This is a genomic window from Pedobacter sandarakinus, from assembly GCF_026240095.1.
Classification (GTDB): Bacteria; Bacteroidota; Bacteroidia; order Sphingobacteriales; family Sphingobacteriaceae; genus Pedobacter; species Pedobacter sandarakinus.
On record NZ_JAPIVG010000002.1, the window covers coordinates 260,089 to 273,098 of the forward strand.

Annotated in this window: 10 protein-coding genes; 4 read left to right on the forward strand and 6 right to left on the reverse strand. The window is 38.3% G+C overall.

Annotated features, from left to right (window positions below; translation table 11 throughout):
• Positions 1–2 precede the first annotated feature (2 nt).
• Positions 3–1,889 (reverse strand): OmpA family protein, encoded by a 1,887-nt coding sequence (locus tag OQ268_RS06735; RefSeq protein WP_265855349.1) that lies wholly within the window; start codon positions 1,887–1,889, stop codon positions 3–5.
• A gap of 38 nt (positions 1,890–1,927) precedes the next feature.
• A complete protein-coding gene (locus OQ268_RS06740) occupies positions 1,928–2,551 on the reverse strand; it encodes a 7-carboxy-7-deazaguanine synthase QueE (RefSeq protein ID WP_265855350.1) in 624 nt (207 codons plus the stop codon).
• 106 nt (positions 2,552–2,657) lie between these two features.
• On the opposite strand from OQ268_RS06740, the gene OQ268_RS06745 reads away from it, so the two are divergent.
• The gene (locus OQ268_RS06745) at positions 2,658–2,993 is read left to right on the forward strand and encodes a Rieske (2Fe-2S) protein (protein WP_265855351.1); all 336 of its coding nucleotides are present in this window, start codon (positions 2,658–2,660) and stop codon (positions 2,991–2,993) included.
• Positions 2,994–3,135: 142 nt separating this feature from the next.
• Here the strand turns inward: OQ268_RS06745 and OQ268_RS06750 are convergent, their stop codons facing one another.
• The 4 genes from OQ268_RS06750 to OQ268_RS06765 form a co-directional block, all read right to left on the reverse strand.
• Positions 3,136–4,017 (reverse strand): bifunctional 5,10-methylenetetrahydrofolate dehydrogenase/5,10-methenyltetrahydrofolate cyclohydrolase, encoded by an 882-nt coding sequence (locus OQ268_RS06750; protein ID WP_265855352.1) that lies wholly within the window; start codon positions 4,015–4,017, stop codon positions 3,136–3,138.
• Positions 4,018–4,102: 85 nt separating this feature from the next.
• Complete coding sequence (gene lepA / locus OQ268_RS06755; protein WP_265855353.1) at positions 4,103–5,890, reverse strand: translation elongation factor 4; 1,788 nt, start codon at positions 5,888–5,890, stop codon at positions 4,103–4,105.
• Between the two features lie 449 nt (positions 5,891–6,339).
• Positions 6,340–7,764 carry an MATE family efflux transporter gene (locus tag OQ268_RS06760; RefSeq protein WP_265855354.1) on the reverse strand — a complete coding sequence of 475 codons (1,425 nt, stop codon included), beginning with the start codon at positions 7,762–7,764 and terminating at the stop codon, positions 6,340–6,342.
• Positions 7,765–8,370: 606 nt separating this feature from the next.
• On the reverse strand, positions 8,371–8,790 hold the full coding sequence (locus OQ268_RS06765; RefSeq protein ID WP_265855355.1) for an acyl-CoA thioesterase: 420 nt from the start codon (positions 8,788–8,790) through the stop codon (positions 8,371–8,373).
• 697 nt (positions 8,791–9,487) lie between these two features.
• Here OQ268_RS06765 and rpsO point away from each other — a divergent pair.
• The 3 genes from rpsO (at position 9,488) to rpe (ending at position 12,976) form a co-directional block, all read left to right on the forward strand.
• The gene (gene rpsO / locus OQ268_RS06770; RefSeq protein WP_010600685.1) at positions 9,488–9,772 is read left to right on the forward strand and encodes a 30S ribosomal protein S15; all 285 of its coding nucleotides are present in this window, start codon (positions 9,488–9,490) and stop codon (positions 9,770–9,772) included.
• A 176-nt stretch (positions 9,773–9,948) separates the two neighbouring features.
• Complete coding sequence (gene pnp, locus OQ268_RS06775) at positions 9,949–12,084, forward strand: polyribonucleotide nucleotidyltransferase (RefSeq protein ID WP_265855356.1); 2,136 nt, start codon at positions 9,949–9,951, stop codon at positions 12,082–12,084.
• Between the two features lie 220 nt (positions 12,085–12,304).
• A complete protein-coding gene (gene rpe / locus OQ268_RS06780; RefSeq protein WP_265855357.1) occupies positions 12,305–12,976 on the forward strand; it encodes a ribulose-phosphate 3-epimerase in 672 nt (223 codons plus the stop codon).
• Positions 12,977–13,010: the final 34 nt, after the last annotated feature.

Sequence of the window (13,010 nt, forward strand, 5' to 3'; positions counted from 1 at the left end):
TATTAAATTTTGGTGATGACGAATGAGGTACGCCTATTATTTTTCCTGCCTAACTCTGTTTTATTATCTGCGATGGGTTTACTCGCTCCAAAGCCTTTAAAGGTAAGCCTTTTAGGATCAATTTTATTGGAAACTAAATATTCGTAGACGGCATTGGCCCTGTTGTATGATAATTTTTCATTTAATTTTACATCTCCAATATTGTCTGTGTGCCCTTGAATTTCAATCTCTACGCTTTCGTTTTGCTGGAGAAAATCTATCAGGAGATTGAGTTCTCTAATTGATGCTGGTAGAAGATTATATTTATTTGTGTCGAAAAAAATATTCCGTAATGTAACATTTCCACCTTGTTTTATTTTCTCAATATATACTTCAATTTGATAAGGTTTGTTGGCATTACCGCTTTTCAACTCGAAGTTTTCTGAATAGAACAAATAACCTTCCGCATTTACATTGAATAAGTAATCGCTCCCAACAGGCATTACCGCCAGGAATTCACCTGTTTCAGCATCTGTATAATCATCGAACACCGTTTTGTTACTACGTAAATCAATTACCTGAACATTGCTTTCTATTGTTTTTTTAGTGTCTTTATCTCTTACAATACCTTTAACATACGAAACCTTTAGTGGCATGGCCGTTTCCGGTAAATTGAAAGCATAAATGTCTTGACCTCCTAAACCATTCTTTAAATTGGATGAAAACATCCCCAAACTTCCATTGGCACCCACAATTAAACCACTTTCATCTTCAAAGGAATTGATTGGGTATCCAATGTTCACCGGCTTTTGGAACTTTCCATCATCATTCATCCTGCTGTAAAAGATATCTTTGTTTCCAAACCCAGGCCATCCATCAGATGCGAAATATAGCGTCTTGCCATCTGCGTGCAAAAAAGGCGTATTCTCGTCATATGCGGTGTTAATTTCAGGACCCAAGTTTATTGCGGGACCCCATTTGGCATCATCAGTGATAGTACTTTTCCAAATATCATATCCACCCGAGCCCCCGGGTCTATTGCTAATAAAATATAATGTCCTCCCATCCGGACTTATTGCTGGCTGCGATTCCCAGTATTCGGAGTTTACAGGTTTGCCTACATTATACGGCTCGCCCCAATCTTTTCCTTCGCGATGTGATATATAAATGTCGCACCGTCCTAAGCCATCAGGGCGATTGCAACCCGTGAAAAATAAATATTTCCCATCAGGAGAAATGGTTTGTGCACCCTCGTTATATGTTGCTGTATTGATTTTGGTAGAAAGTGGCTGCGCCAGATTCCATGAATTATTTTTGAACTGCGAAGTCCAGAAATCTTCATTACCATTTACTTGCCTTGTGAATATTAAAGTTTCGCCGTCAGCGGTTAATGCAGGGAAGTATTCCGCGTCAGTCGTATTTACACCGCTACCTAAATTTTGAGGTGCATATTTCACCGGTTTTTTTATCGCCTGCGCCGCGAAATCGCAATCTAATAAGTATTTTTTTGCCCTCTTGCCTCGATCTGATCCTGAATCAACATTTGCGACTTCCAAGAAATGCATTTTAGCATTTTCAAATTCCTGTGTAGCAAATTCGGTTTCAGCAAGCGCAAAGGTAACTTGGGGTGTTACCGTTTTGGTGATCAGGATTGCTTTCTGATATGCAGCCTTCGCATCGGAATATTTTTTTTGAATCTTAAAAACACCACCAAGTAAAATGTATGCGTTTTGGAATAGCGGATCTTCCTGTACCGCACTCCTTAAATTTTTTTCAGCAGATAAGTAGTCTTGCTTGTCTATAAGTGGCCCAGCCTTCTCGAAAAATGCCTGTGCTTTTTTATTGCTCGAGATTTGAGCAACTGCCAGATTGCCTGTTAGGCACAAGAAAAGGATACACCAGTACTTCATACATTAACAATTGGATATCATAGCTAATGTAAACTATTTTAAGGAATATTTAAAAATTTGTGTGTCTGCAGTGAAATTTCCCATTTTGGGTTGGCCATAACATAATCAATGATTAAAGGCGTTATTTCTTTAGATTTAGACCACTCTGGTTGAAGGTAAAGCTTACAGGTTGGAGATACCATTGCCGCGTATTCCTCTGCCCATTTAAAGTCGCTTTTATTAAAAACAATTACTTTTAACTCATGCGCAAACGGGGTAATATCTGGTCTCGGAGCTTTGAATTTCTTGGGAGATAAACAAATCCAATCCCAGTTACCCGACAAGGGGTACGCACCTGAAGTTTCTATAAAAGTTAGTATTCCACGTGATTTGAGCTGATTTGTTAAGTAGTCTAGATTGTATATTAATGGCTCGCCTCCGGTTATAACCACTGCTTTTCCAGGATATCGATCTGCATGGGCTACAATAGTATCGGCGTGTGTTAAAGGATGCATTTCGGCATCCCAGCTTTCTTTAACATCGCACCAGTGGCAGCCCACATCGCAACCGCCTAATCTGATAAAGTATGCGGCTTTGCCTGTATTGAATCCTTCACCTTGTATGGTGTAAAATTCTTCCATTAAGGGAAGCAATGTGCCGTCTTCGGGTATGTCTTGTTTCATTTTCGAGCTGGCAAATATCTTAAAAAAATATGGTGTAGCACTTGCCGATTTAAAATTTAGTCGAAAGATGAAATAACGCTGATATTTAAATACCTATTTTAGCATCATGATCTGGCTAAAGGCGTTAAATACAAATCAGCTCCCGAAGGATGATATGATTAAAACCATGGAAGTGAATGGGAAACAACTTTGTATCATCAATACAGCGGGTCAAATAATAGTCACTCAATCCAATTGCCCTCATGCTGGTGGTCACTTCTCAGGCGGGTGGTGCAAAAACGGCTATTTGGTTTGCCCCATTCATCGCTATGAATATGATTTAAACACAGGAAGAGGTGCCGATGGCCAGGGCGATTTCATCACAATTTATCCAACAGAAATAAGAGCAGATGGATTATATATAGGTTTCAGGGAAAGTTGGTGGAGCAAGCTCTGGGGATAGAATTGCCTGCCAGCTGGTTCCAGGAAATTAATTAACCTGCGTATTATTATTGGCTTAGCATTGCCACTCGAAAAAAGTGCTTAGCAGAACAGATAAATCAGCATTGTTTTATCAACAGGCGGCTGACAATGTTCTTTACGTACTATTTGTAAATCTCTTTTCTTGCAGAAGCCAAAGTATTTTTAAGCAAACCCACAATAGTCATTAAGCCTACGCCACCCGGAACTGGTGTAATGTAAGACGCAACTGGAGCAACCCCTTCAAAATCAACATCGCCATAGAGTTTAAAACCAGACTTAGTTTCAGATGAAGTTTCTCTATTGATACCTACATCAATCACAACTGCACCAGGCTTAACCATATCCGCAGTAATAAAATTTTTCTTGCCTATTGCTGCTATAATAATATCGGCTTGTAAAACCTGTTCTTTTAAATCTTTAGTTCGAGAGTGGGTGAGCGTTACTGTACAATTGCCTGGATTGGCGTTTCTGGCCATGAGTATGCTCATCGGGCTTCCTACAATATTACTTCTTCCAACCACAACGCAATGCATACCTGCTGTATCAATATTGTATTCTTGCAGCATTAACATGATGCCGTAAGGCGTGGCTGGAACAAAGCAAGGCAAATTACGCATCATTCTACCCAAATTAACTGGATGAAAACCGTCAACATCTTTTCTATAGTCAATTTTTTCGGTTACTTTTTCAGGGTCTATGTGCTTTGGCAATGGTAGCTGAACAATTAAACCATCAACTTCAGTATCCTGGTTTATTTCTTCGATTTTAGCAAGCAATTCATCTTCAGTAACCGAATTGTCGTACCTATAGAGTGAAGATTTAAAGCCCACCTTTTCGCAGTTTTTCATCTTGCTGGCTACATAGGTTTCGCTTCCACCATCATTACCAACCAAAATGGCTACTAAGTGTGGCTTGCGTCCGCAGTCGTTCAAAAACGCTGCCGCCTCTTCAGCAATCTGAACTTTAACCTTTTCAGAAACGTATTTACCGTCTAATAATTTCATTTTCAAAGTATCGAGTAGTAAGTATCAAATATTATGTAAAGACACGATGTCTTGCTAACTGATACTTTTATCCTTCATTCTATTTTTAATCCAATTTTAAAACTGCCATGAACGCTGTTTGCGGAATCTCAACATTACCTACCTGGCGCATGCGTTTCTTGCCTTTTTTCTGCTTCTCTAATAACTTACGTTTACGAGAAATATCACCACCGTAACATTTAGCTGTTACATCTTTCCGTAAAGCGCTTAATGTTTCGCGGGCAATAACTTTTGCACCGATAGAAGCTTGAATTTTAATCTCGAACTGCTGGCGTGGAATTAATTCGCGAAGTTTTTCGCATATTTTTTTACCAAAGTCGTAAGCGTTGCTTCGGTGTATCAATGACGATAATGCATCCACAGGCTCGTCGTTAAGCAACATATCCAAACGAACCAAATCCGACTTGCGATAGCCGGTTTGATGGTAATCGAAAGAGGCATAACCCTTAGAAATTGTTTTTAGCTTATCGTAAAAATCGAATACAATTTCTCCCATAGGCATTTCAAAAATTAATTCTACTCTATCTGATGTAAGGTAAGATTGGTTAACGATAATACCTCGTTTCTGAATACAAAGAGACATTACTGGGCCAACAAATTCTGCCTTAGTGATAATATTTGCTTTGATATATGGCTCCTCTACCGAATCAAGCTTACTTGGATCGGGTAGGTCTGATGGATTATTTACAACAATTTCATCACCTTTAGTAGTATGTGCAATGTATGATACGTTGGGAACCGTGGTAATTACAGTCATATCAAATTCCCGCTCCAGCCGTTCCTGGATAATTTCCATGTGTAGCATGCCCAGAAACCCACATCGGAAACCGAAACCTAATGCAGCAGAGCTCTCAGGTTCAAAAACAATAGATGCATCATTCAGCTGTAACTTATGCATGGCTTCGCGAAGTTCTTCAAACTCATCCGTATCAACCGGATAAATACCGGCAAATACCATTGGCTTAACCTCTTCGAAACCTTGAATAGCATCTAATGATGGTCTGGCAACGGTGGTAATGGTATCACCAACCTTTACTTCCCTAGCTTCCTTAATTCCCGAAATAATGTAGCCAACATCACCCGTTTTAACCACATTACGAGGTGCCATATCTAGCTTCAAAATACCAACCTCATCGGCAAGATATTCTTTGCCCGTATTAATAAACTTAACTTTATCGCCTTTTTTAATTTCACCGTTTACCACTTTATAGTAGGCGATAATTCCTCTAAAAGAATTGAAAACTGAATCAAAAATTAGGGCTTGAAGTGGTGCTTCTGGATCGCCTACTGGTGCAGGCACGCGGTCTACTATCGCTTGGATGATATCTGGAATTCCCATACCTGTTTTTCCGGAGGCCGGGATAATATCTTCTCTTTTACAACCAATTAGATCAATAATCTGATCTTTAACTTCTTCTGGCATGGCACCAGGCAAGTCCATCTTATTTAAGATAGGGATTATTTCAAGGTCATGCTCTAACGCTAAATACAAGTTAGAAATGGTCTGCGCCTGTATCCCTTGCGATGCATCAACAATTAACAAAGCACCTTCGCAAGCTGCAATTGAACGCGATACCTCATAAGAAAAATCTACGTGTCCGGGGGTGTCAATCAAATTGAAATTGTATTCAATCTCGCCAACCTTGTAGTTCATTTGTATGGCATGACTTTTAATTGTAATGCCTCTTTCACGCTCCAAATCCATGTTATCAAGCAGTTGGGCTTGTGCTTCACGCTGAGAAATAGTCGCGGTATATTCTAATAACCTATCGGCCAAAGTACTTTTACCATGGTCGATATGTGCAATAATGCAAAAATTACGTATATGCTTCATCTTTGCGCAAAGATATGCTTTTTAATGGAAAATTTAAGGTGGAAAAGATGGCTGGATTTTTAAATATCTGAAAAGCAAAAGCAGTAATTTTTCGGTTGCAGCAGTCCTGCTTTTCGTTGCAATCTTTTACAAACGACACCTGTCACGCTGAGGCACGAAGCATCTGTTTTGTCGCTTGCAGATGCTTCGTGCCTCAGCATGACAGCATATTCAAAGTTGCTGCATTGTAAAAGTATTTCCACTTCAATCAGGTTTATTTAACACAAAAAAAAACTCTTCTAAACTTTCACCTTTGAAGTCGATTAAATAAAATCTAACATGGAAACACAGAAATCATGGGAAATTTAGTTCCTGCACCATTCCGATACATCTGTGTTTATCCTTTTTATCTGTGGTAAATAAAAACCTAATTCCGTATAAATCCTTGTTTGCGTGGCAAATCGAAAAAATTATACCTTAGTTTTCTTCCATTTACCTTTTTTGAACAAGATAAATGCCGCGATCGCAATGCCAGCTTCAGCCGTTGGAATAGCAATGAATACTCCTGTTGGCCCCATTTCGAAATATTTAGCCAGCAAGTAGGCTAATGGAATTTGAAACAACCAAAAAGCGAAAATATTAATTTTGGTAGGTGTCCATGTATCGCCAGCACCATTAAATGCACTGATAAAAACCATTGCTGCACCATAAATCACGAATCCTACACTGAGAATTTTGAGGGCCCGACCAGCAACTTCAATTACTTTTGAGTCTGTTGTAAAGAAAGATGCAAACAGATGTCCACTAGTTAGGAATACGGTGCATACTATTGCCATGAAAATAACAATATATTTTAAGGTCTGAAAAACTGATTGCTCCGCTCGATCGATAAAGCCTGCGCCTAGGTTTTGTCCGACAAGGGTAGCGGCAGCATTGCTTAAACCCCATGCAGGTAACATGAAAAACATCATTAAACGCAATGCAGTCTGGTAGCCAGCCGAACCATCTTCGCCGCCGGTAGTTGCAACTAACTCAGCAAGGAATACCCAACTGCAGCTTGCAATAACAAACTGGAAAATAGCCGGAGCAGCAATCTTAATAATGGCCCTTATCTGTTCTAGATCGGGGATGAATTGACTAACACTAATTTTTAATGCATTTTTCCCGTTAAATAGATTATATACCTGGTATATTACCCCCAATCCGCGACCAATGGTTGTTGCGATTGCTGCACCAGTTAAACCAAATGCAGGAATTGGCCCGAAACCATTGATGAAAATTGGGCAGAGAATAATGTTTGTAATATTAGCTATCCACAAACTTCGCATGGCGATTGCGGCGTTTCCAGCACCCCTAAAAATTCCGTTTATTAAGAAAAGTAAAACGATAATGATGCTACCGCCCATCATAATCCGAACGAAAGCTGTTCCGTGTTCTGCCGTTTCTGTTGATGCACCCATCAATAAAAGAATATCTCTGGCATAAATTAATCCGGGAATGCTGATTAACATATTAATCGCAACTGCGATTACGATGGTTTGCATACCTGCTTTGGCTGCTGCTTCTGGGTTTTTCTCGCCAATCCTTCTGGCAACAACTGCTGTGGCCGCCATACTTAAGCCTATGGCCAATGAATAAATAATTGTTAAAACAGATTCAGTCAAACCAACCGTTTGTATGGCGTAACTGCTGTTCTGGAGATGTCCAACGAAATATAAATCGACTAATGCGAAAACAGATTCCATTGCCATTTCCAACATCATTGGAATTGCCAGTAAAATTATTGCACGCTTTATGCTAATTGAAGTTAAATCAACTTCGTGACCTCTAATCGATTGTAATAGCAAATCAAAAAAAGAAGATAGTTTGCCCTGTGTCTTTACTGGCTCTGACATAAATTATTGTAAAATGTAGTGAATAAACCTTTACGAACACTACAAAATAGCATTCAATTTGAGTTTGTTAGGAAGGAAATCCTGGATTAATTAAAACCTTAAACGGATTGCAGAAACTATCATGATTTTTTCTTTTTGATGAGGCAAAGATAAATAAAAGTTTCTACTGTCAAGCTTTGATTACTGAGTTTCAGGTTTGCCACTGAAACACGGAATTCACGGAAAAATGTTTTTGAGATTCAAAAATGGATTTCTGTTTTAATTTCTAGAGATATTCATCAAAACGCAGGAAAATTTCTATTGTCAAACTTTGATGGCTGAGTTTCAGGTTTGCCACGGAAACACGGAAATCACGGAAAAATGTATTTTGAGATTGAAAAAAGGGGTTCGTTTCAGTTTGTGGAGTACCAATCAAAGCGCAGGGAAATTTTTATTTCCAAGCTTTTATAACTGATTTTCATGTTTTTGTCAATGAGACACGTAAATGACGGGAAAATGTTTTTGAGATTGGAAAAAGGGGTTCGTTTCAGTTTGTAGAGACACGGGCTTAGGTACAGAGTATATTTCTTAAACTATATCTTCGGACTTCCGTTAGCTAACACCTGGCTAAATACTATAAGCCTTAATCATTTCTTCGGTAACTTTTGTTCCACGGTTGGTGTTTAAATCAATAAGCACATAGTCAAAAATGCCATCTGAAGCTATCTTTCCCGTTTTTCTATTGATGATTTCGAATTGAACGGAACATCCTTTATCATGCACACTTAAAATACCAGTTCTGATTAACATTAAATCATTCATTAATAGCGGGCGTTTAAAATTAATGTGAACCCGACTAACAACCCAACCTAAACCTAATTTCGTAAAGTGTTCCCAAGACATGTTGTAGAATTTTTCCATTTGCTCGTAACGGGCAGCCAATACATAATCAAGGTATTTACTGTTGTGCACATGGTTAAACATGTCTATATCATCCGGACGCACACGTAATTCGCTTTCAAAAATGCTGAATTGATTCTTTTCCAAGGGTAATTGTTTTGTGCAAAAGTATGGTTTTTTAAATTAGAAGTATTTTAAGTTTTTATCTATTTTAAGCAGTGACTAGATTAACAATATGTAATTCTAATATTGAAAGGAGAATAATAGTAAGGAAGATTGAAATCGAATTGCTGTTGCTTTCTGTTGGAAAAAAGTGTTCGAGAAAACAAACTTAATAGACTAGCAGTAGTAATGAATGGAGAGAGACCAGGAGACCATTGAAAACATCATAAGTAAAAAGGAATTTTTAGCAAGCCGAAAAAAAAATTCCAAACATGTCTTTTGATTTTTTCGTTACAACCACCTTCCTAAAAAAAGTGATAAATAAACATAATGGCCATTTGATATTTTACAATCGGAGCGTATTCGCACAAGGAACTAACTTTATTGCACAGTTTTAAATGCCCTAAACCCGACTTAGCGTAAATACTTTTTGCAACACTTTCCTGATTGAGATTTCTTTGATGTTCCTCCTCGCAAGGACGATAAGGGAATTACAATAGGCAAAAAGATTGTAGCGGGGGCGGGGCTGCTGCAACCGATAAGTGCAGAACATTGCTTTCCTTATAATCAAGAATTTAGCGCTGTCTGATCAAGAAAATAAATACACTTGTTTGCAAAGAAAAAAGCCTTATCTTTGCGCCGCAATTAATAATTTTTTAAATGCTTTAATATTATTCAAGAAATGTATTTAAGTTCAGAAAAGAAAGCCGAAATCTTTAAACAACACGGCGAAGTTGAAACCAACACTGGTTCAGCAGAAGGTCAAGTAGCGTTATTCACATACCGTATTGCGCACTTAACAGAACACTTAAAGAAAAACCGTAAAGATTTTTCTACACAGTTATCACTTCAAAAATTAGTAGGTAAACGCCGCGGTATTTTGGCTTACCTATACAAAAAAGATATTGAGCGCTACCGTGCTATCATTAAAGCTTTAGAGCTTCGTGATATCATCAAACAAAAATAAGCGAATTTTATCAGCGAAAGCCATTCTTGAGGGAATGGCTTTTTACATTTCCTGTTAAATTTTTAACGGGATTTGTTATAGATAGGCTTTTTAAATCTTATCTTCGTTTGCAAAAACAAAAACATATATAAACAACGGTGTGTAGAAAGAGGAAAACACACCATAATTCTATTTAAATGAATGTAATAAAAAAATCGTTCGATTTGGGCGATGGCAGAATTGTAGAAATTGAGACGGGTAAATTGGCTAAACAGGCTGATGGTTCGGTAGTGGTAAAAATGGGCGACACCATGTTGTTAGCAACTGTGGTATCAACTGTTGGTGCTAAGCCAGGAACTGATTTCTTACCATTATCAGTTGATTATCAAGAAAAATATGCGGCTACAGGTCGTATTCCTGGTGGTTTCTTACGTCGCGAGGCAAGATTATCTGATTACGAGGTGTTGATTTCTCGTTTGGTAGATAGAGCACTACGCCCAATGTTCCCGTCAGATTACCACTCTGATACCCAGGTGATGATATCATTAATTTCTGCAGATAAAAATATAATGCCCGATTGTTTAGCTGGTTTAGCTGCATCGGCTGCATTATCCGTTTCGGATATTCCATTTAATGGGCCAATATCTGAAGTACGTGTAGCTAAAATCGATGGTAAGTTGGTTATTAACCCATATGCTAGTGATTTAGAGCGTGCGACTTTGGAATTTATGGTTGCTGGTTCGGCCAACGATATCGGTATGGTTGAAGGTGAATGCGATGAAATTCAGGAAGATGAAATGGTTGAGGCATTAAAATTTGCCCATGATGCCATTAAGGTTCAGTGTGCTATTCAGGTTGAATTAACTGAGGCAACAGGCAAAACGGTGAAACGTGAATATAGCCACGAAGACCATGATGCGGATTTGAAAGCAAAGGTTTATGCAGATACTTATGATAAAGTTTATGCAGTTGCTAAATCTGGCTCGAATAAAGATGAACGTAAAGTTGGTTTTACAGCAATTATAAATGAGTTCTTCGATGCAATGCCAGAAGATACCGAGGATTTAACCAAGGCAATGGCTAAGCATTATTATCATGATGTACAGTATGATGCGATTAGAAATCTCTTATTAGACGAAGGAATTCGTTTAGATGGTCGTAAAACCACTGAGATTCGCCCGATTTGGAGTGAAGTTGGTTATTTACCAGCAGCTCACGGTTCGGCAGTATTTACCCGTGGAGAAACGCAATCGTTAACATCGGTTACTTTAGGTAGTAAAGATGATGAGCAAATGATTGATGGTGCATTTTTCAATGGTTACCAAAAATTCTTGTTGCATTATAACTTCCCGGGTTTTTCAACAGGAGAGGTTAGACCTAACAGAGGTGCTGGCCGCCGCGAAATTGGCCACGGTGCACTAGCACAACGGTCTTTGAAAAAAGTATTGCCACAAGGTGAAGCAAATCCATATACCATCCGTGTGGTATCTGATATTTTAGAATCTAATGGTTCATCATCAATGGCTACAGTTTGTGCTGGTACTTTAGCACTTATGGATGCTGGTATTAAAATTAAATCTCCAGTTTCTGGCATTGCAATGGGTTTAATTACAGATGAGAAAACTGGTAAATATGCTATCCTTTCTGATATTTTAGGTGATGAAGATCACTTAGGAGATATGGACTTTAAAGTAACAGGTACAGAAAATGGTATTGTTGCTTGTCAGATGGACTTAAAGATCAATGGTTTATCATATGAAGTACTAACTAAAGCTTTATTGCAAGCTAAGGAAGGTCGTTTACACATCTTAAATGAGATGAAGAAAACGATCAGCCAGCCTAATGAGGATTATAAACCACATGCTCCACGGATTGTGTCTTTAACCATCGATAAGGAATTTATTGGTGCAATTATCGGCCCTGGAGGTAAAATTATCCAAGAGATGCAACGTGAAACTGGCGCTTCAATCTCTATCGAAGAAGTTGATGGTAAAGGTATTGTAGAGGTTTTTGCTGATAATAAAGCTGCGATTGATGCTGCTGTTACCCGTATCCGTAACATTGTTGCAAAACCAGAAATTGGTGAGGTTTACCAAGGTAAAGTAAAATCAATTATGCCGTTCGGAGCTTTCGTTGAAGTTATGCCAGGCAAAGATGGTTTGCTACATATTTCTGAAATTTCTTGGGAACGTTTAGAAACAATGGATGGTGTGTTGAAAGAAGGTGATAAAATTGAGGTTAAATTATTAGACATCGATAAACAAGGAAAAATGAAACTTTCTCGCAAAGTTTTATTGCCAAGACCAGAGAAACCAGCTGCACCAAAAGCGTAAGCCGTTAAATCTCTTAAAGGAGACTTTTGATATAAACCCTTTCAGTTTTTACTGGGAGGGTTTTTTGTTGATGGCTATTTTGTTTAACAATGATTTTGTAACTTGCAGTATTAGTAAAATTGTATAACCAATTCGTCATTGTGAGGCACGAAGCAGTCTTAATAGTTTAGTAAAATAGATTGCTTCGTGGCTCATAGTGACGGAAATCCTTTAAAGACAAATGAAATACATCATTGCCCCATCTATACTTTCTGCCGATTTCGGTAATTTGAAACGAGATATCGATATGATTAATCAAAGTAATGCCGATTGGTTTCACATAGACGTGATGGATGGTGTTTTTGTACCTAATATTTCTTTTGGTTTCCCTGTGATGGCTGCTGTAAAAAAGCATGCTCAAAAAGAATTGGACGTACACCTGATGATTGTTGAACCTGATAAATACATTCATGAATTTGCACAGGCAGGTGCAGATCGAATCACTGTTCATTACGAAGCCTGTACACATTTACACAGGACTATCCAGTTGATCAAAAGTTCTGGGTGTAAAGCTGGAGTTGCATTAAATCCCCATACACCTGTAAGTTTGTTACAGGATGTGATTGCAGATTTAGATCTGGTTTTAATCATGTCGGTTAATCCAGGCTTTGGAGGGCAAAAATTTATTCATAACACTTACAAAAAGTTACAAGACTTAAAAGATTTAATCTATGGTGTAAATGAAGAGCTAGTGATTCAGGTTGATGGTGGTGTTGGCTTACAAAACATTGCAGATTTGTCTCGGGCCGGTGCAACTGCTTTTGTTTCTGGTAACGCTATATTCGCAACTGAAAGTCCGGCTGAAACCATTGCACAAATGGGAAAGGTTCTGACAATGGGCACTAGCATCTAGCTTCCGTTTTCACAAATAAGTTAAAAGATTTAGT